The sequence below is a fragment of the Polycladomyces abyssicola genome, assembly GCF_018326425.1.
Taxonomy (GTDB): Bacteria; Bacillota; Bacilli; order Thermoactinomycetales; family JIR-001; genus Polycladomyces; species Polycladomyces abyssicola.
In genome coordinates, this window is record NZ_AP024601.1 from 2,013,635 (window position 1) to 2,033,971 (window position 20,337).

Sequence of the window (20,337 nt, forward strand, 5' to 3'; positions counted from 1 at the left end):
GTATCCATTTTAGTCTGATTTCTCCCCTTTTGTTAAATCTTTCACAACCTCATCCAGTTTAACAGCCCGGGATGCTTTCGCCAACAGGATCACCTGCGGTCCACCCTGTTCCTGCAAGGTTTGGGCCGCTTCTGTTCGTGTCCCGAAATGGCGAACCGGAATGGTGGGATTGGCTGATGTCACCCCTTCACCGATCCACCCGGCTTTCTCTCCCAACGTATAAACGCGGGATACACCTTTTTCTGCAGCATAACGCCCGATTTCACGGTGATACGCCGCTTCCTGGGCACCGATTTCCATCATGTCGCCCAGGAGCACCCACTTCTCTTTGCCCTCATCCAGCTCCATCAGCAGGTCAATGGCTGCCCTCATGGAAGTGGGGCTGGCATTGTAAGTGTCATCGATGATCAGCATACCCTTCGCCGTCTTTCGTAGCTCCAAACGCATCCCTGTCAATTGTGCTTCAGACAAACCTCGGCGAATTTCTTCTTCACTCAAGCCCAACAACCGGCCGACGGCAGCCGCCATCAGCGCATTGACAGCATTGTGTCTTCCCAGGAGCGGAATGGAAAAGCGAGCCCCCGTCTGTGCGGAAACAAAAGAAATACCGGACAGCCCGTTCAGGCTGATCGATTCAGGACGATCGTCATTATCGCCCCCCCAACCGATTTTCACCACTCGGCGCGATTCCTGCCTCACTCGCTCCAACAATAACGGTTCGTCGCCGTGAATCACCCAGGTGCCATTCGGAGCCAATCCCTCGCCAATCTCGCATTTGGCATCGGCGATGGCGGCACGACTGCCCAGGTGTTCCAGGTGCGACTCACCGATGTTGGTGATCACGGCCACATCCGGTTTGGCAATCCGCGACAAGAGCGCTATTTCCCCCTTGTGGTTCATGCCCATTTCCACGACGGCCGCTTTCGCCTCCCTTGGCAGGGACAACAGAGTCAAAGGCACGCCGATGTGGTTGTTCAGATTACCCTGTGTTTTGTGTACACGATGGCGTACCGACAATACCGATGCAATCAGATCTTTGGTGGTCGTCTTCCCGTTACTTCCCGTCACGGCGATGACCGGAATCGACCACGTATCGCGATAGGCCGATGCCATCGCCTGCAACGCCTCCAGGGTATCCTCCACCAGAATGAACGGCACATCCGCCGTCTCGGGTACAGGCCGGTCCTGTTGCCACAAACAGGCGGCCGCTCCCTTGTCCACCGCATCCCGCCAAAAATCGTGTCCATCAAACCGCTCTCCCACCAGCGGCACGTACAACTGATTCGGCTGTAGTGTGCGGGTGTCGGTCGACACCCCCTTGAACACGAGCCTGCGGTCGGACACGGTTCCCAGCAGACGACCGTTCGTCACTTTGGACGCCCATTCACACGTTTGTTCGATCATGCTCGTTCCTCCCGCTCTCACGAACGCAGCGCTTCTCTGGCTACTTCCCGATCATCAAAATCATGGCGCACGCCGTTGATCTCTTGATACGTTTCGTGCCCTTTCCCCGCAATCAATACCACATCACCCGGACGCGCCCGACGGATCGCTTCGAAAATGGCCTCCCGGCGGTCGACGATTACATCATACCGGTCTTTTGGCACCTCTTTCACGCCCTCCACCATGTCCGCGAGTATCGCCTCCGGATCTTCGGTGCGGGGGTTGTCCGATGTAAACAAAGCGACATCCGCGTAAGTTGCAGCAATCTTCGCCATGATGGGACGCTTGGTCCGATCGCGGTCACCGCCACATCCCACCACGCAGTATATGGTGCCTTCGGCAAATTCGCGAATCGTTTTCAGCACATTTTCCAAACTATCCGGTGTGTGTGCATAATCCACCAGCACGGTGAACGGTTGACCTTCGTCCACTTTTTCAAACCGGCCATTGACACCGGAAACGGATTCCAGACTCCGCTTGATGTGTTCGAGCGGAATCCCCTCGGCCAATGCGGTTGCCGTAGCGGCAAGCGCGTTGTAGACATTGAATTTACCCACCAATTGCAAGTGAAGATCGACATCACCCCGGAACGTGCGCAACACGAAACGCGTACCATCCGCACCCTGGCGGATCTGTTCGGCCCGTACGTCGGCATTCTGTTCGATGCCGTATGTAATCACCTGCGCCGGAGTAATGCGGGCAAAATAAGCGGAAGCTTCGTCATCCGCGTTCAAAATCGCGTACCGGTTGTCGGCCGGATCGTCTTCGTAACGGTTGCCCAGCTGGCTAAACAACAAGCCTTTGGCCGCTCGGTACTCTTCCATCGTTTTGTGATAGTCCAAATGATCCTGTGTCAGGTTGGTGAACACGGCGGAATGAAATTCGCATCCCCGGGTTCTTCCCAAATCCAATGCATGAGACGATGCTTCGATCACCGCGTAGGCACATCCGGCGTCCCGCATCATGCGGAATCCTTTTTGCAGTTCGACGACATCCGGCGTTGTGTTTTGAACCGGGTAGGTGCGATCGCCGATCTGCATGTGGATGGTGCCAATCATGCCGGCCGGTGTGCCGAAATCGTTCAAAATACGCTGAATCAGGTGCACGGTGGTTGTTTTTCCGTTGGTACCAGTCACCCCGATCAATTTCAGCTCTCGAGTCGGGTGACGGTAAAACGTGGCCGCCAGTACAGCCATCGCCCGTCGGGTATCCGGTACGCGTACCACCGTAACAGGTACGTCGACATCTTCCTCTACCAACACGGCGACGGCGCCCTGTTCCACCGCTTGGCGAACAAAGCGATGACCGTCCACGGTAAACCCGCGCAAAGCCACAAACAGGTGACCAGGGCGTACCCTGCGGGAGTCCGTCTCAATCCCCATAATCTCGATGTCGGCATTTCCGACCACTTTCGCGATGACGAGCGGCCGGAGCAACTCTTTTAATTTCATCAAGCCGCTCCTCCTCCGATTTTTCCAGATGAAATGAAACCACCCTGAAAAAAGAAAAAGACACGAGAAATGCCAGGTAGGTTCCTGGCATGATGATTTTTGCACATTCCTATTTTAATCCCCTTTTCCCGATTTGTCACCCAAGTAGATACGAATCGGCGTTCCCTTTTTGACCCGCTGCCCCGGTTGCGGGAGTTGATCCATCACATACGATCCGCGCCCAGTCGCCAGAAGGGGGAAAGAATACAAACTGTTGCGGATCTGGCTCACGTTTTCCCCGATCAAATCGGGGACTTCCACATAGGGAACCGAAGTAGCCGTATTTTCAGGAGGAACTTGGTTTTTCCGTTTGGGAACGCCCATATATCTTAAACCATCATCCAAAATGCGCCCCACGATTGGTGCAGCGACCACCCCGCCGAACTGGATGCCTTTCGGATTGTCCACCGCCACATAAACAACCAATCGGGGATCGTCGGCCGGGGCAAAACCGATGAACGAGACGACGTGATTGTTTTGCAGATATCGCCCGTCCGGTCCCACCTTTTGCGCTGTTCCCGTCTTCCCGCCGACACGGTAGCCGTCAACGAACGCTTTTCTCCCCGTTCCTTTGGCAACGACATATTCCAGTGCCTCTCTCACTTTGCGCGAGGTTTCTTCGGAGATGATGCGTTCTTTCTTCCCGGGATCCTCCCGTTCTACCACTTGGCTCGTCTCCGGGTCCAACCATGCCTTGGCCAAATGGGGCACTACCCGGTATCCACCGTTGATCGCCGCCGAAACAGCTGCCACCTGCTGTATCGGTGTCACCGATACACCTTGGCCAAATGCGGTGGTCGCTACTTCCACCGGCCCTGCCCGTTCGGGGGAGAAGAGGATGCCCCTGGCTTCCCCGTTCAGGTCGATACCCGTTTTCCGACCGAATCCGAATTTGCGGATGTAGGAAAAGAGCTTCTCTTCCCCCAGCCGTTGACCCATATTGACAAAGCCAGGGTTGCAGGAGTTTTCCACCACTTCCAGAAAACTTTGGTGCCCGTGCCCGCCATGCTTCCAGCAACGCAGCCGGGCACCGCTCACATTGATGAAACCGGGATCGGTGAACCCTTCCGTCAAGCTGATCTTTTTCTCTTCCAACGCTGCTGCCAGCGTGATGATTTTGAAGGTAGACCCCGGTTCAAATGTTTTCCAGATCGGTAAGTTGCGGTTGTAGACCATTGGATCAGCATCCCGGTAATGAGCGGGATTAAATGTAGGCCTGCTGGCCATGCCCAACACTTCTCCCGTACGGGGGTCCATCGCAATGGCCAGCACGTTTTCCGGTTGATATTGTACCATCGCCTGGTCCATTTCCCGCTCCAACACATTCTGAATATAAAAATCGATTGTGGTGACCAGATCCATTCCGTCTTTGGGTGGGGTGAATGATTCGACCCCGCCCGGCAGTTTTTCATGACGTGCATTGGCCTTGAAGGAAACGTACCCTCTCACCCCGCTGAGACGTTTGTCGTATTCCAATTCCAAGCCGGACAGACCCTGATTGTCGATACCGGCAAATCCCAGGACATGGGCAGCCATTGCACCATACGGATAATGGCGTTTGCTGTCTTCCGTCACGGCAATCCCTGGCAGACGCAAAGCCTGAATGTCTCGGGCCACGTCTTCTGAGATTTTGCGCCCTTCTTTAATCCAAACGGTAAGCGAACGTTTGGTGATTTGCCGATAGATACTCTCCTCAGGAGCGTTCAGAATCCGCGCCAACAAGCGAGCGGTTTCCGCAGGATCCTTTACCTGGGCCGGGATCGCCATGACCGACGGCGTGCTGACGTTGTAAGCCATCACTTTTCCCTGCCGATCCAATATACGCCCCCGCTTCGCCTCAAACGGAATATTACGGTTCCACAACTGTTCCGCTCGTTCCGTCAACCAATCTCCTTTGACGAGTTGTACATAGGCCAAACGTCCCAACAATCCCGCAAACAAAACGATCACCACGATCAATGCCGCGAACAATCGGCGGCGAACCATCGCGCTGGAGATGCGCAATCCGCTCCCCTCCCCGAACAGGATGTCCTATGAGACAACCTATTCCCGGAAAGGGGCGAACATGACAAGAAGCCACGTCAATCTCCTTCAACATCATATCCTACTTCGTTTGCAGGAAATGACGCACGATGAAAAAACCGCCCCCACCGATGCTTCAAGGAGCGGTTTTGGTGCTTGTACGGGGTAATATGTGCAGTACTTGAAACGCCTTTTGGAACAATTCCTTGGCGACCGGCGCGGCAACAGTGCCACCCGTGGCTCCGCCGGAAACGGTTGGAGCATCTATCGCGACATAGACCACTACTTTGGGATGATCAGCCGGTGCAAATCCGATAAAGGAGACGTGGTATTCTCCCGGAATGTAACCGCCACGGGGAGACGGTTTCTGAGCCGTTCCCGTTTTCCCGGCGATGTCGTAGCCGGGCAGATCCGCTTCTTTGCCGGTGCCGTACATCACCACTCCGCGCAACAGTTGCCTTACTTCTGCGGCAGTCCTGTCGGAGATAACTTTTCGGGACCGCGGTCGAATCATTTGCATCTTTCCGTGTCGGCCGGGATCCTGGATCGCCCTGACCACATGTGGTTGGACCCATTTTCCGCCGTTGGCAATCGCCGATACCGCCGCCACTTGTTGAATTGGCGTCACTGAGATTCCCTGTCCGAAAGCGGTAGCGGCCAATTCCGACGGATACAACGACCGGCCGTAAAAATAGCCGCGCTCTTCCGCCGGGAGGTCGATCCCCGTTTTCCGGCCTTTCTGAGCGGTGATGCGGCCAAACCCGAACTTGTCAATATAAGTCTCCAACCGATCGGCTCCCAATGCCTGACCCAACATGACAAACGCCACGTTACTCGATAGGTACACCCCTTGACGGAAAGAGATTTCCCCCCAGCCTGTCTCGTTCCAATCGTGAATCTCCCGGTCCTTTACCCGGATCGCACCCGAGGAAAACGTGTCGTCCGGATGAAACAAGCCTTCCTCGATGGCAGCCGCCAGCGTCACAATTTTAAACGTGGAACCGGGTTCGAATTGGCTGCTGACTGCCAGATTGGTCGTGTTGATCCCCGGCTTCCACGTTTTGGCATAACGACTCGGATCAAATGTGGGGCGATTGGCCATTGCCAGAATCTCGCCGGTGTCAGGATTAGCCACGACAGCGGTCGCCGCTTTGGCTTGATACCGTCGCATCGCTTGTTCCAAAATTCGCTCCACTTCATATTGCAAGCGATTGTCGATGGTGAGAATCAGATTTTTTCCGTCCCGCGGCGGTTGAAATTTTTCAACTCCACCTGAGAGCTTCCAACCGTTGGCGTCTTTTTGAAACGACCAGGTTCCGGGCTGGCCGCGAAGTAATGAGTCATAACGCTGTTCAACACCACCGGTCGCTTGATTGTCCATATTGACAAACCCCAGTACGTGGGCTGCCAACGGACCTTCCATATAGACGCGCATCGTTGCAGGATACGAGTAAATCCCATCCAGCCCCAACTTCATGATCTGATCGCGTGTTTGTGGGGACACTTTGTAGTTGTTGCCGTCCCGCAATTCGACCTGACCTTTTTTCTTAGATAGTTTGGCTACCAGTTTGTCCTCGGGAATACCCAGCAGTGGAGATAACTTCTTGGCATAGGCGTGGGGATCTTTCACCAAGCTCACGTCTGCGGCAATGACATAGGCAGGCATGGATTGAACCAGCACGTTGCCGTTGCGGTCCATGATGGTTCCACGGCGAGGTTCAAGCACCTTGCTGATCCGCCAGTTGGCTTCCGCCTTTCTGCGAAGATCGGATGCGTCCACGGTCTGAATCCAGAGCAGTCTACCGATAATGACCATGAACAAAAGGATAAAGAATAGCCCGATCACCAGTGAACGCAACTGACTGTTTTTGTTTTTTTCCATCTGTTTCTTCGTTTTCACCCCTCATGGTTGGCTGGTTTCTGTTGCTGGGCGGCGGAAGAGTGACTGGGAACGGGCAACGTCTTGTAAGACTTCACCCGCTTCATGCCTTTTTGTTCCGCATATTCACGGATGCGCTCGTCGCTGGACAACTTTTTCTGTTGAATTTCCAGCTGTTGATTCGTCTCCTGCAACTCCCGGATCTGGCGGTCCATCTGTTGAGCGGAGAGATTGAGCGCCGTCAGTTCGGCGTATTTGGAGAGGATAACAGAGGCAAGTGCGACGCAAACTACCACACTCAACAAATAGAGGAGCTTCTCGCCGGTGGTCAATCCGTGCGCCCGCTCCGTTCGGGGCCGTTTGGATTGCCGGGTGCCCTGCCGGCGCTCCTCCACAACAGCCATCGCGACGTTTCCCCGGTATTTTTTCATCGCTGACCCTCCTATAATTTCTCCGCGATGCGCAATTTGGCTGATCGGGCTCGCGGATTTTCTCTGATCTCTTCTTCCGACGGAAGGATAGGTTTTTTGGTGATCACACGCAAAACCGGTTGTTGATCGCAGACGCACACTGGAAACTCCGGCGGACAAACGCACTGTTTTTCCTTCTCCTGAAACGTGCGTTTACATATCCGGTCTTCCAATGAATGAAAGGTGATCACGGCCACCCTCCCCCCCGGGTTCAAGCCGTCAATCGCCTGCTCCAATGCAGATTGAAACGCGTTCAACTCGTCATTGACCGCGATGCGAATCGCCTGAAACGAACGACGTGCCGGGTGCGGGCCTGTTCGACGTGCGGGTGCGGGAATGGCTTCCTTGATGATCTCCGCCAACTCTCCCGTCGTCTCGATCGGGGAAACTCTCCGACGGTTGACGATCATCCGGGCAATCCGCCGGGCAAACCGCTCCTCTCCATATTGAGACAAAATGCGCGCCAATTCCGCTTCGGGCCAAGTGTTAACCACTTCCCGGGCGGTCAGAGGCGCTTCGGGGTCCATCCGCATGTCCAACGGCGCGTCCCGGTGGTAGCTGAATCCTCGTTCTCCTTCGTCCAACTGCGGCGAAGAAACACCGAGGTCGAACAATACACCGTCCACTCGTTCCAAACCTATCGATGCCAATATTTCCTTCAGGCGACGGAAATTGCTTTTGATCAAGTGGACCCTGCATCCCACGTCGCGCAGTCGTTCATGCGCCGCTTGCAAAGCGACATCATCCTGATCAATGCCAATCACGGTACCGGCAGGGCCAAGATGTTCCGCAATCAGGCGTGTATGACCCGCTCCCCCCAGCGTACAGTCGACATACACGCCGTCCGGCCGAACATTCAGCCCCTCCACCGCTTCATGTTTGAGCACGGTCTCATGTTGAAACACATTTGTTCATCCTTTTCTCCTACAGTTCCAGGTTGAAGTCTACGAGCTTTTCCGCAATTTCGTTGAACGAATCCTCAGAGGCCGCGTAGTAAGCTTCCCACGATTCTCCACTCCAGATTTCCACTCGGTTGGAAACGCCGATGATGACACACTCTTTTTCCAGTTTGGCATACTGACGAAGATTGGCAGGAAGGGTTACCCGCCCCTGCTTGTCCAACTCGGCTTCTATCGCGCCGGAGAAGAAAAAGCGGGTAAACGCGCGAGCATCCGCACGGGTAAACGGCAACGATTTCAGTTTCTCTTCTAGTTGTTTCCACTCCGTCCGAGGGTATGCAAACAGACAGTTGTCCAAGCCACGGGTGATCACGAACGGCGCGCCCAGCTCTTCGCGAAATTTCGACGGGATGATCAAACGACCTTTGTCGTCGATGGCATGCCGGTATTCACCCATGAACATGGTACTGCCCTCCCCTCGCTACCCCCTTCCCTCCACTTCCCCCCACTTTCCACCACATTGTAAATTATACCACGAGCATACTAAAAAATCCTGCGCCTCGGCGCAGGATTTTTTGATAGCAATTCAATTTTTTGTCAACCCTTACACTTTCCAGCTGGCAAGGTACTCTTCTTGGTCTTCGGTCAAATCGTCGATATGCACACCCAAGGACTCCAGTTTGTAACGGGCCACCTGTTCATCCAGGTGATACGGGACATCGATGACGTGACGACCGATTTTTTCATGGTTGTCATGGACGTAAAGCAGGCACAGGGCTTGCAGGGCAAAGGTCATATCCATGATCTCCGCCGGATGTCCGTCGCCTGCTACCAGGTTGACCAACCGGCCTTCTCCAAGCAGGTAGATCTTCCGCCCGTCTTGCATCACGAATTCCTCGATGTCCTTCCGCACAATACGCTTGCTTACCGCTTGCTCTTCCAGCGAGACTTTGTCTATCTCAACATCGAAGTGACCCGCATTGGCCAAGATGGCTCCGTTTTTCATCAGCGGATAATGATCACCAGTGATCACAGCGCGGTTACCGGTTACCGTCACGAAAATGTCGCCGTATTTGGCAGCTTCCATCATCGGCATCACGGTGAAACCGTCCATATGCGCTTCAGTCGCTTTGATCGCATCCACCTCGGTGACGATCACACGGGCACCCAAACCTTTGGCACGCATGGCCACCCCGCGGCCGCACCAGCCGTACCCCACGACGACTACCGTTTTGCCGGCTACAACGAGGTTGGTTGTGCGCATGATGCCGTCCCACACGGATTGTCCGGTACCGTACCGGTTGTCGAACAGGAATTTGGAGTAAGCGTCGTTGACCGCCACCATCGGGAATTTCAACTCACCCGATTTTTCCAATGCACGCAAGCGCAGGATACCGGTCGTCGTCTCTTCGCATCCTCCCTTGATTTGCTCCATCAAATCCGGCCGTTCTGCGTGCAGGATCCCTACCAGATCACCACCGTCGTCAATGATCAGATCCGGACGGGTTTCCAAAGTGCGAATCAGATGCTCCTTGTACTCTTCCGGTGTCGGGTTGTATTTCGCGAACACTTGAATGCCCGATTCCACCAATGCCGCACACACGTCGTCTTGCGTCGACAAGGGGTTGCTCCCAGTGATCGTCACTTCTGCACCAGCGTCCCGGATCACTTCCGCCAGGTTGGCCGTCTTCGCTTCCAAATGAAGCGAGATCGCCACTTTTTGACCAGCCAGCGGTTTTTCAGCGATGAATTTCTCACGAATCCGGTTCAACACCGGCATGTGTTCACGTGCCCAATCGATTTTGAGGCGACCTTGTGGTGCCAAGCTCAAATCTTTCACGATACTGGTTTCTCGTACATTCATGAAACAGTCCTCCTTACATCATTCGATATGGATATATGTGTCATTCAGCCGTCCCGCCCCCCATTGACCGACTTCCAGTCCGCCGCATGGTAACAAGACGGTGAAAACCCTTTAGCTGAGACTGATAATAAAGATGCCGTGAATCGCCCGTCTCCCTCCTGCCGCTTCATATCCTCACGTGGAGCTGTCTGATGAACACTGTCCAATTGCTTTCCCGGTTCACTCCACCTGTGTCCTGTAAGGAAGCAGGTTATGCCCGTTCCGCCCCGGAGCGCATGGCGCGGGCAAAGTATGCTTCGATTAGAGGAAGTTGCCCGCGATTTCATTCCTGCGCTTTCCGGATCTTCGCTCGGCCGGGCTTAATTCTTCGCATATCTGGGAAAGCATTTGCTCCCTTACGATTTCACCAGACACCGTTCAGAATCGCTCAGCCGGAAGATGGCTATGGCTTATCACAGCTGTTCGTCAACATCGTGCTTGCTCTGTATTATTTCTCATAAGTATACCAACCAATGACGATCCGCTGAAGGGAGAGGCTGTTCCACCAGCCACTCCAACCATTCCAAACCGTATTGATTCCAGAAGTAGACGATGTTATACACCCGTTCCTGCCATTTGCCCCCTGGGAGCAACATCCTCCCTAAATGATCCCACTGACGCAGGTCGACGGCATGCCGCCGCTCAATCGCCCGGATTGATTTCTTCTTCAGGTACTGGATCTGTTCGTGCACTTTTTCTCTGTTTTTCTCTCCCAGAGCAACCAAACCCTTTTCCACGGAACCAATTTCCGCGATCAAAGGCTCGTAAATCCGGTCGATGGCCGATTGCGCCTGAGCAAACAGCGACTCCACATCCACTGTCTGTTGCGCGAGCAACCATGTCCGTTTTTTCTCCTCCAGATGATCGACGACATCGTCCCACGTCAGGGAGAATCGGGACAGATATTTGGCCGACGCCCGGTCCACCAACGTATAGTGCCTCCTGGGCACCAACGGCGGCATCTCCATCCCGTAACGCTCAAACAGCGGTTTGAGCAATCCCCAATAAGCGATCTCACCTGGTCCGAGCACCACAGCCAAAGTGGGGAACAAAAACTCCTGCATCAATGGGCGGGTAATCACATTATTGCTCAATCGTTCCGGTTGCGTACAGGCGATGTCCAACAACGCCTCTGCTGTCCATCGATGGGTACCATCCTTGGTGACAAATTGCCCGTTTTCCAGATAGAGAGCCTCCCGGTTTCCGTCCAAGTTCAAAAACAGATGAGCTTGATTGCTATTGACATCCACTTGCGACGGATAACCGGCTGCTTCAACGGCCTCCCTTTGCCGCCAAGCAGTGACTGCCAATCCCTCCCGGTCCCGAATCAACTCTTCAAAAAGTGGCACTTCCAATCGCCGGAGCCCGGGGTCGGCTGAATCGACGAGCAACAATCCCCACCGCCCGAACAGTTCATGCATCAACCGGGCAAAATACCGGCTCCAGTTGACCCGGTTACCGCCCAGCTGACGCAAACGGGACAACACCTCCCGTTTGTGCTCGGTATCGGGAAGCATGCGGGACAGTTGGTCCAACCATTCCTGCAGTATGGTGCCCTCGATTTCGATCCGTCCGACGGACGGCCGCCCTTCGACAGAGACGTGCAACCGATGTCTGTGGATAGGATGGTGCTGATCCCCCGAAGGGAGGGTAATGTGATCCACTTCATTCAGGTCGTGATCTTCTCCGGCTATCCAAAAAACAGGAATCACGGGTCGTCCCAGACGTGCTTCCTCCCGTCGGGCCAGTTGAATCAACGTGACCGCCTTGTAAATCGTATATAACGGTCCTGTCAACAGGCCGGCCTGCTGGCCACCGATCACCACCAGGCTGTCAGGATCGGTCAACCGCTTCCAGTTTCGTTCCACAGCCGGGTGGGTCTCCTCATCCCGATGATACGCCCGCAGGACATCGACCAACGCTTGCCGTGAAACTGACCGCGAACGGCTCAATATCCGTTCTGCCCGCACGCGAAATGATGATTCCTTGTACGGATCATATCCATAGAAAGGGCGAACGGAAGGAGAACATTTCATATAATCTGCCACCATTGGGTGGGCCGGCTTGAACTGGATGCCTTGCGTTCTCATTCGATACCCCTTTTCTCTCCTCTGACTGCTTCCAAGTATAACACGAATACTGCTGCCGGGAACAACCATTCGTAGTCAACCGGTCAATTACGCTCTTCCGACTTTCGGGGCAAAAGAAAGGTGGACAAAAAACCGATCGCCGAAACGCCTGCCGCCAACTCCATTGCACGCGGATAGTGCGGATACAACGATCCGATATGACGGTACCAGATGTCCGGATCCACTGGTCCCAACACATAGGCCAGCGCAATCAATCCCAGTGCCCCACCCGCCGCGCGCGACATGCCGGCGGCGACCAATCCAACCCGGACCTGCCGCGAGGGAAGCCATTGCAACAACAACAGGTGAAGCGGCGCACTTAGAGTGAACCCCAAACCCACCCCCCACAATACCAGCGCGACCCATACCGTCCAGGGCACCAGGATTCGAGCCAGTAACCAATCAGCGATATACAAGAGCACAAATCCCAACGTAAAATTGACATAGCACCCTTTACGGGAGGCCAACCTGCGTGACAACGGCACGGATGCGCTGGCGGAGGCTGCGATCAGTGCTAAGCTCCACCCTTCTGCATTCCCGATTTCCGGCAACAAAAAACCTGTCCATCCCGGAATCAGCACAACGGATGACCAACTGAAGCCCGTGAGAAAGACGAACACATGAAACAGCAGCAATCGGCGATCCTGCCAGATCATGGGTGTAAAAAACGGTGCCCCTGCCTGTTTCTCCACCATAAACAGCGGGACCACCATCCCCAATGCCATGATCCACAGTGGCAACACTTGAGGTGCGATGACCGCTCGCCATCCATCATCGGGGTTCATCATCGCCATGGCTGCCATCGCAAAAAACAGCATCAATCCGAAAAAGCTGACACCTATGATATCCAACGGTTGCGAACGTCGACCGTATCCTGTTGTTGCTCGCGGAGCCACCCAAAACAATGTGATCACCAACGGAATGGGCAGAATAAACAGCCACCGCCAGTGAAAAATGCTGGCCGTCCACCCGGAGAGCAGGGGCAGGACAACCAGCACACCCGCCAACAACAAAGTGAGTCCGATGCGGATATACGGACGACTTGTTTGTATCCACCGACGAATCGCAACGGCAAACAGAGGGACCATTCCACCAGAACCCAGTGCTTGCAGCATACGTCCTATCAAGAGCAAGGACCAAGAAGAACTTATGCTCACCACGAACGAACCGACTGCGTACAAAAACAAAGCCAACAGCCACAGACGCTGCCGCGTTTGACGAACAGGCCACAGTTCCATCACCGGCAAAGCAATGGAAAACACCGCCAAATATACAGCGACCATCCATACGGCCCACCGAGGTGTCAGATCAAAGTCGGCCGCGATGGTCGAAAGTACAGGCGTCACAATCTCAATATCAAGGGTACTGAGAAAGATCGCGATCACATATGTATCCACGATGCGCGTTTTCGCTGTCGGCATGGTGAAGATCGCCCCCTGTGTTGCCCCTGCCGATCCTTGACTTCCATATTGAAACGATGATTAGCTCTCATTTGCTGACTTGATTATACCAGATTTGTTGTCCAGTCTTATGGGATCGTTGCTACTGCACCCGGCTCCGCAATCTTGGTGAATAGAGGTATTTTGACTGCATTATCCATTTCTTATGATATCATACGGTGAATGGAAATGAAAAAAATGATATCAAATGCCCCTAACGACGGTTTCTTTCTTCTTTGGCATGGATCAATCGCATCAGGGTTTCATGTATAGGTGTGGGGATCCCGTGGGCGCATCCTTCCTTGACGATTCCTCCGTTGATCCAGTCTATCTCCGTCACATGCCCTCGCATCACATCCTGATACATCGAGGACCGGTTGGAGGCCGTCTTTCCACAAACCTCTTCCACTTCATGGAAAATATCGTCAACCTCCCACCGAAACCCTTTCGCCCGCACAACCGCGACTCCCTCCTCCAGCGCTGACCGGATCAACGCTCCGGTGCCCTTCAGACGAAGCAGTTCGCCGTTTTTTACTTCCAACAAAGCTGTCAAGGGATTGATCACACTGTTGATGATCACTTTCTTCCATATCCGAGGTTGGATATCATCCACTAACGCAACCGGACACCACTGCCGATCCACCTGTACAATGAGCGATTGCAACGAAGACGGATGATCCTCTCTCTTTTCAAGAAGCGGGCCCATCCACGTCTTCCCGGCGCCGGTATGACGGACGGCTGTCATACTCTCTCGCCAAGCCCCTTCGGTGGTGACCGCTCCATATACTGCTTGAGTATGATTGGTTTCCTTTACAACGGCGTCATGTCCCACTCCATTCTGCCAGCAGACGATTACCCCATCCGGCGTGCAGGCGGATATCGCCTGATGAAATGCTGAGGTGAAATCGCGTTGTTTCACCATCAACATGATGACATCAAACGAGGCGGTCGCTTGGTCCGATTCCACCGCCTGTACCGGAATTCGCTCCACTTTTCCGTCCAGTCCGATGACGCGGATTCCTTTATTTCGGACGGCATCGGCCTGTTCCCGCGTTCGCGTCACCAACACCGTCTCCGGATACAACGCAGCCAAACGCGCCGCCCACAAAAGTCCCAACGACCCGCCACCCCACACGCCAATCCGCATGCGATCCCCTCCTTTCAATCAGACGGAACAACAACCGTCTCTCCCTTTTCCCCGCATCCTCGTCCATTATTATTTTTTCATTTTACTATCAGCGAACATGCTTGACCATCCGACTCAATGTCTAATTTCTCCAGTCGTAATGGAGACAACAAAAAAATAGCCCGAACTGCGGGCGATGTAACGAAATCCGCGGGCTCCGATTTCCCGCCCCCGCTTCGCACTCGACGGGAAATTCGGACCCGCTCTTCCAGGGTGTGTCTGGTGTCATCGTTAAGGGGCCATGTTTTCCAGTGAGCGACTGTGGCCATGATTTGCTTCTTTGCAGGGCTGGATTATACCGGATAAACCGGGTGCTTTCGGTCGCTGAATGTCATCACTTTATCCGCGTAAGCTTCCAAACGGTCAATCAGCTCCTCGCGCAACCGGTCAGGTTCGATGATTCCGTCGACAATCAATTCGGAAGCCAAGCGGTAGATATCAATGTCTTTTTTGTACTCTTCCCGTTTCTGCATGATGAATTGGGTTCGCTCCGGCTCCTCCAATTCGGCGATCTTGTTGCTGTACACCGCATTGACCGCAGCTTCCGGACCCATCACCGCGATCTGTGCAGTGGGAAGGGCCAGACAGCAATCCGGCTCAAAAGCGGGACCTGCCATCGCGTACAAACCGGCACCGTAGGCTTTGCGCACGATGATCGAAATTTTGGGCACAGTTGCTTCCGACATCGCTGCGATCATTTTCGCTCCATGACGGATGATACCGGCACGTTCCACCTGTGTACCGATCATGAAACCGGGGACATCAGCCAAAAAGATGAGCGGGATGTGAAATGCGTCGCACAATGTAATGAACCGCGCCGCTTTGTCGGCCGAATCAACGAACAACACACCGCCTTTGACCTTTGATTGGTTGGCGATGATGCCCACGACACGGCCATTGATACGGGCAAATCCGGTGATCAACTCCCGAGCGAACAGTTTTTTCATCTCGAAAAACGAATTCTCGTCCACGATGGCTTCTATCAGCTCCATCATGTCAAACGGCGTGTTTTGGTTTTCCGGTACGATCTCGGAAACCGGCCGTGCTTTTACGGAAGGGGCTTTTGGATTGGCCGTCGGTGGCTTTTGCGTATAATTGGCCGGAAAATAGCTCAGGTAACGACGCGCCGCCGCGATGGCTTCCACTTCGTTAACAGCCAAAACATCTCCACAACCACTGACGGTACAGTGCATACGGGCCCCACCCATTTCTTCCAGCGTCACTTTCTCTCCGATCACCATTTCGGCCATCCGTGGCGAGCCCAGATACATGCTGGCATTTTGATCGACCATGATCACCACGTCGCAAAATGCCGGGATGTACGCTCCCCCTGCGGCAGATGGACCAAACAGAACGCAGACTTGTGGAATCTTGCCTGACAGTTTCACCTGGTTGTAAAAGATCCGACCCGCTCCCCTTCTGCCCGGAAACATCTCGATCTGATCGGTGATCCGGGCGCCGGCGGAATCGACCAGATAAATCATCGGGATGCGCAATCGTTCGGCAGTTTCCTGGATGCGGATGATTTTTTCCACCGTACGGGCACCCCATGACCCCGCCTTCACCGTAGCATCATTGGCCATCACGCAAACCCTTTGACCGTTCACCTTGCCGATGACCGTCACCACGCCGTCGGCAGGAAGCGATTCGTCCAGGCAATTGGCAAACAAGCCGTCTTCCAGTTGAAAATCGTCGTCAAACAGCAATTCCAGCCGTTTGCGGACAAACAGTTTGTTTTGCTGAGCCAGTCGTTCGTGATATTTGGGGGCGCCCCCCTGTTTGATCTTCTCCGCACGCTGTGCCAGTGTTTCCACTCTAGTTGTTTGCATCGTATGGTTCCTCCTCCCAATGGTGAAAGATTACTCTCCCAAATAGATGGGTGTTCTCTTTTCTTTGAAAGCCTGTAACCCCTCCAACCGGTCTTTGGTTGGAATCAGCACTTCGTACGCTTTGGTTTCGAAGGCCAATCCGGACGCTAAATCCATCTCGCAACCGTAATCAATCGCCATTTTCGCCTGTGCCAAGGCCAGCGGCGCTTGTTGGTTGATTTTCTCGGCTATCTCCAAGGCTGCCGACAACACTTTCCCTTTTTCAACCACACGATTGACGAGTCCGATCGCATCGGCTTCCTCGGCCGAGATCCGGTTGGCCGTAAAGATTAACTCCTTGGCTTTGGCCTTGCCCACGATGCGTGGAAGACGCTGTGTGCCCCCAGCGCCCGGGATGATACCGAGAGAGGTCTCCGTCAAGCCGAATACAGCCCTCTCGTCGGCCACACGCAGGTCGCACGCCAATGCCAACTCCATTCCACCGCCCAGCGCCACTCCGTTCACTGCAGCGATCACCGGCTTGGGCAGCCGTTCCACCATCGTAAATGTCTCACGAATCAGATGGATGTAACGCCGAACTTGATCTTCCGACATCGTGCGCCGTTCCTTCAGATCCGCTCCGGAACAGAAGGCCTTCTCACCCGCTCCGGTAATCACCACCACTCTGGTGGCTTTGGAATGATGCAACTCCTGGAGAATACGGTTCAGCTCCTGCAAAGTCGGATAGTTCAGCGCGTTGTACACTTCGGGTCGATTCAGCGTCAATACGGAGATGCCTTCTCTTCGTTCCCATTCAACCAGACCCATCACGATTCCCCCTTCCCTACCGACGACCACGTTGCGATCACGCTTTGCAGCACCTTGGAAGACAACGGTCGACCAATTTCCTTTTGAACTTCCACGCTGACCCGGCAGAGTGTTTCCAGGTCGATGCCCGTCTCAATCCCTTCTTGTTCCAAAAAATAAACCAAATCTTCAGTCGCCACATTGCCCGACGCACCCGGTGCATACGGGCAGCCGCCCAGACCGCCGAACGCACCGTCTAAGGTGCGGATCCCCATTTCGAGCGACACGTACGCATTGACCAGTGCCGTTCCTCTCGTATCGTGAAAATGACCCGCCAAGCGTTCCGCCGGAATGTGACGGAGCAGCACTTCCAGCGTTTCTTTCACCTTTTTGGGTGTGGCCACTCCGATCGTATCCCCGAGGGAGATTTCGTAGACGCCCATTTCGATCAGGCGTTCACACATTCGCACTACCTGCGAAACCGGGACGTCCCCCTCGTAAGGACACCCGAACACCGTCGACACATATCCCCGCACCCGTTTACCCGCCGCTTGGGCCCGTTCCACCACTTCCGCCAGCACCGGGTAGGTTTCGTCAATTGATTTGTTGATGTTTTTCCGGTTATGGGTTTCACTGGCGGAAAGAAAAACGGCATATTCGTCGATCGGGGTGGACAAAGCCCGTTCCAACCCTTTGGCATTGGGAACCAGTGCGCGGTAACGAACGCCTTGTTCTCTCGGCAATTGGGCGGCCAACTCTGCAGCATCGGCCAATTGGGGAACCCAGCGAGGGTGAACGAATGAAGTGGCTTCAATTTCCTTGACCCCCGCCCGAATCAATCCCTCGGCGATGCGCCGCTTCACCTCGACGGGCAGGATGACCGATTCATTTTGCAATCCGTCCCGCAGCCCCACTTCCACGATGGTTACTCGAGTCACGTCGTCACCTCTCATTCACCAAAGCTTTTGACAAACCCAGAGAACAATCGTCTCCCGCCTCCACTCCATACCTTCAAGCTCAGGACTCAGAAAAAGTGCGCTTCGCTTAGAGAAAATTGCCCGCAAATTTTTGAGCCCTTTTTCATCAGCACTAGAAAGAATGTTGCTGTCCCATCAGACAGACCCGAGGAGTCGCGTGGCTGGGAGACGTCTTTCTCTCTTTACCACCAACAACCTGACACTCTCGATGGTTGCCCTACCATCCCCGGTCACTCCAGCTCTACCAACACGTCTCCTTCGCCAACAAAGGATCCGATCTCCACGGGAACGGATTTCACTGTACCGTCGGCTTCGGCAGCGATCGGGATCTCCATCTTCATCGATTCCAGAATCATGACGTCCTGACCCGATTTCACTTCGTCACCTGGTTTCACCAACACCTGCAATACGGTCCCAGCCATGTTCGCCTGAATCGTTTTCATCGTCTGACTCCTCCATCCACTCGAAAATATTGCAGTAATTGTGTATCGTACCGACCGTCGGCAAAATCAGGATGATCCAGCAACGCACGCAACAAGGGCAAATTGGTACGAATGCCTTCCACTCGAAACTCTTCCAACACCGCGCGGCTTTTTTCCAACACCATTTCTCGCGTTGGTCCACTAACGATCAATTTGGCGATCATCGGATCATAAAACGGGGTAACCTCATTGCCGGCTTCCACACCTGCATCCACGCGGATGCCCTCCCCCTCCGGAACCGTCATCGAACGGATCTTTCCTGGCGACGGCAGGAAGGTCGTTGGGTCCTCGGCATAAATCCGATATTCCACTGCATGCCCCCGAGCCTTGATCTCGTGTTGCCTCAACGGGAGGGGTTTTCCTTCCGCAATATCCAGTTGCCAATCCACCAGATCCTGACCCGTCACCATCTCGGTCACCGGATGTTCCACCTGAAGACGCGTGTTCATCTCGAGAAAATAAATGCGTTCCTGTTCATCAACCAGAAACTCCACCGTACCAACTCCGGTATATCCCACTGCCTCTGCGGCCCGTACCGCCGCATCGTAAAGCCGTTCCCGCGTTTCGGGACGGACGGACGGGGAGAGACACTCTTCCACCACTTTTTGATTGCGTCGCTGGACGGAACACTCCCGCTCAAACAGATGAACCGTATGCCCTTGCGAATCGGCGGCCACCTGCACTTCCACATGACGCGGCCGTTCGATTAACCGCTCCAAAAACACGGCGGAATCGCCGAAATACGCTTTTGCTTTAGCCTGTACGCTGGGGAGCGCTTTCTTCAGTTCATCCGGCGTTCGGCACACTTGCATACCGATTCCGCCACCACCTGCGCTCGCCTTGATCATCACGGGATACCCGATGCGCTCTGCTTCGGCCAGCGCTTCCTCCTCCCCGCTGATGCCCCTCTCCGTTCCGGGGACCACGGGGACGCCGGCCTCAGCCATCGTGCGACGTGCCGTCACTTTATCGCCCATTCGTTCGATCACAGCCGGCCGCGGACCGATAAAAACCAGGCCTGCCTCCTCTACTTTTCGCGCGAAGGTTGCATTTTCGGAAAGCAAACCATAACCCGGATGGATCGCATCTGCTCCCGTTTGCTTTGCCGTTTGGATGATGGCGTCCATGTTCAGATAACTTTGCGCCACCGGAGGGGGACCGATGGAAACCGCTACATCGGCCTCCCGAACAAAGGGCATGTCCTTATCCGCCTCAGAATACACCGCAACGACGCGTAAACCGCGCGTACGGCATGTTCGGGCAATTCGTCTGGCTATCTCTCCACGATTAGCGATGAGGATGGTTTTGATACCCATAATCCACCTCTCATGTTGTTGTATGTGCTTTCATTTCTAAGGGAGATGGGGATGTAATTTTCTCTCCATTATCACTATACCGAAAAG

Annotated in this window: 16 protein-coding genes; all 16 read right to left on the reverse strand. The window is 54.3% G+C overall.

The features are described from left to right. Window positions 1–9: 9 nt before the first annotated feature. On the reverse strand, window positions 10–1,404 hold the full coding sequence (locus tag KI215_RS10055; RefSeq protein ID WP_212772609.1) for a UDP-N-acetylmuramoyl-tripeptide--D-alanyl-D-alanine ligase: 1,395 nt from the start codon (window positions 1,402–1,404) through the stop codon (window positions 10–12). 17 nt (window positions 1,405–1,421) lie between these two features. Further along, window positions 1,422–2,894, reverse strand: a complete 1,473-nt coding sequence (locus KI215_RS10060; protein ID WP_212772610.1) for a UDP-N-acetylmuramoyl-L-alanyl-D-glutamate--2,6-diaminopimelate ligase — start codon at window positions 2,892–2,894, stop codon at window positions 1,422–1,424. 114 nt (window positions 2,895–3,008) lie between these two features. Then, window positions 3,009–4,937 (reverse strand): stage V sporulation protein D, encoded by a 1,929-nt coding sequence (locus tag KI215_RS10065; RefSeq protein ID WP_212772611.1) that lies wholly within the window; start codon window positions 4,935–4,937, stop codon window positions 3,009–3,011. Between the two features lie 154 nt (window positions 4,938–5,091). Next, window positions 5,092–6,855, reverse strand: a complete 1,764-nt coding sequence (locus KI215_RS10070; RefSeq protein WP_212772612.1) for a peptidoglycan D,D-transpeptidase FtsI family protein — start codon at window positions 6,853–6,855, stop codon at window positions 5,092–5,094. After that, window positions 6,852–7,265, reverse strand: a complete 414-nt coding sequence (gene ftsL, locus KI215_RS10075; RefSeq protein WP_212772613.1) for a cell division protein FtsL — start codon at window positions 7,263–7,265, stop codon at window positions 6,852–6,854. The genes KI215_RS10070 and ftsL overlap by 4 nt, the downstream gene beginning before the upstream one ends. Before the next feature lie 11 nt (window positions 7,266–7,276). After that, entirely contained in the window at window positions 7,277–8,209 is a 933-nt protein-coding gene (gene rsmH, locus KI215_RS10080) for a 16S rRNA (cytosine(1402)-N(4))-methyltransferase RsmH (RefSeq protein ID WP_212772614.1), read from the reverse strand. A gap of 19 nt (window positions 8,210–8,228) precedes the next feature. Further along, window positions 8,229–8,666 (reverse strand): division/cell wall cluster transcriptional repressor MraZ, encoded by a 438-nt coding sequence (gene mraZ / locus KI215_RS10085; RefSeq protein WP_212772615.1) that lies wholly within the window; start codon window positions 8,664–8,666, stop codon window positions 8,229–8,231. 141 nt (window positions 8,667–8,807) lie between these two features. After that, entirely contained in the window at window positions 8,808–10,067 is a 1,260-nt protein-coding gene (locus KI215_RS10090; RefSeq protein ID WP_212772616.1) for an adenosylhomocysteinase, read from the reverse strand. Between the two features lie 494 nt (window positions 10,068–10,561). Then, window positions 10,562–12,196 carry a bacillithiol biosynthesis cysteine-adding enzyme BshC gene (gene bshC / locus KI215_RS10095; protein WP_212772617.1) on the reverse strand — a complete coding sequence of 545 codons (1,635 nt, stop codon included), beginning with the start codon at window positions 12,194–12,196 and terminating at the stop codon, window positions 10,562–10,564. 83 nt (window positions 12,197–12,279) lie between these two features. After that, window positions 12,280–13,656 carry an MFS transporter gene (locus KI215_RS10100; protein ID WP_212772618.1) on the reverse strand — a complete coding sequence of 459 codons (1,377 nt, stop codon included), beginning with the start codon at window positions 13,654–13,656 and terminating at the stop codon, window positions 12,280–12,282. Between the two features lie 232 nt (window positions 13,657–13,888). Beyond that, a complete protein-coding gene (locus KI215_RS10105) occupies window positions 13,889–14,821 on the reverse strand; it encodes a ketopantoate reductase family protein (RefSeq protein ID WP_212772619.1) in 933 nt (310 codons plus the stop codon). A gap of 332 nt (window positions 14,822–15,153) precedes the next feature. After that, window positions 15,154–16,689 carry an acyl-CoA carboxylase subunit beta gene (locus tag KI215_RS10110; RefSeq protein ID WP_212772620.1) on the reverse strand — a complete coding sequence of 512 codons (1,536 nt, stop codon included), beginning with the start codon at window positions 16,687–16,689 and terminating at the stop codon, window positions 15,154–15,156. A gap of 30 nt (window positions 16,690–16,719) precedes the next feature. Beyond that, window positions 16,720–17,496: an enoyl-CoA hydratase gene (locus KI215_RS10115; RefSeq protein WP_212772621.1), complete on the reverse strand. Its 777-nt coding sequence runs from the start codon at window positions 17,494–17,496 to the stop codon at window positions 16,720–16,722. After that, window positions 17,496–18,428, reverse strand: a complete 933-nt coding sequence (locus KI215_RS10120; RefSeq protein WP_212772622.1) for a hydroxymethylglutaryl-CoA lyase — start codon at window positions 18,426–18,428, stop codon at window positions 17,496–17,498. Before KI215_RS10120 ends, KI215_RS10115 begins: the two co-directional genes overlap by 1 nt. 254 nt (window positions 18,429–18,682) lie before the next feature. Then, window positions 18,683–18,895, reverse strand: a complete 213-nt coding sequence (locus KI215_RS10125; protein ID WP_212772623.1) for an acetyl-CoA carboxylase biotin carboxyl carrier protein subunit — start codon at window positions 18,893–18,895, stop codon at window positions 18,683–18,685. Beyond that, entirely contained in the window at window positions 18,892–20,244 is a 1,353-nt protein-coding gene (locus tag KI215_RS10130; RefSeq protein WP_212775158.1) for an acetyl-CoA carboxylase biotin carboxylase subunit, read from the reverse strand. The genes KI215_RS10125 and KI215_RS10130 overlap by 4 nt, the downstream gene beginning before the upstream one ends. Between the last annotated feature and the right edge of the window lie 93 nt (window positions 20,245–20,337).

Coding starts and splice junctions, on each gene's coding strand:
- KI215_RS10055 (WP_212772609.1), bottom strand. CDS start 1,404: ATGATCGAACAAACGTGTGAATGGGCGTCCAAAGTGACGAACGGTCGT.
- KI215_RS10125 (WP_212772623.1), bottom strand. CDS start 18,895: ATGAAAACGATTCAGGCGAACATGGCTGGGACCGTATTGCAGGTGTTG.
- KI215_RS10110 (WP_212772620.1), bottom strand. CDS start 16,689: ATGCAAACAACTAGAGTGGAAACACTGGCACAGCGTGCGGAGAAGATC.
- KI215_RS10060 (WP_212772610.1), bottom strand. CDS start 2,894: ATGAAATTAAAAGAGTTGCTCCGGCCGCTCGTCATCGCGAAAGTGGTC.
- KI215_RS10100 (WP_212772618.1), bottom strand. CDS start 13,656: ATGCCGACAGCGAAAACGCGCATCGTGGATACATATGTGATCGCGATC.
- KI215_RS10115 (WP_212772621.1), bottom strand. CDS start 17,496: ATGGGTCTGGTTGAATGGGAACGAAGAGAAGGCATCTCCGTATTGACG.
- ftsL (WP_212772613.1), bottom strand. CDS start 7,265: ATGAAAAAATACCGGGGAAACGTCGCGATGGCTGTTGTGGAGGAGCGC.
- KI215_RS10105 (WP_212772619.1), bottom strand. CDS start 14,821: ATGCGGATTGGCGTGTGGGGTGGCGGGTCGTTGGGACTTTTGTGGGCG.
- mraZ (WP_212772615.1), bottom strand. CDS start 8,666: ATGTTCATGGGTGAATACCGGCATGCCATCGACGACAAAGGTCGTTTG.
- KI215_RS10090 (WP_212772616.1), bottom strand. CDS start 10,067: ATGAATGTACGAGAAACCAGTATCGTGAAAGATTTGAGCTTGGCACCA.
- bshC (WP_212772617.1), bottom strand. CDS start 12,196: ATGAGAACGCAAGGCATCCAGTTCAAGCCGGCCCACCCAATGGTGGCA.
- KI215_RS10120 (WP_212772622.1), bottom strand. CDS start 18,428: ATGAGAGGTGACGACGTGACTCGAGTAACCATCGTGGAAGTGGGGCTG.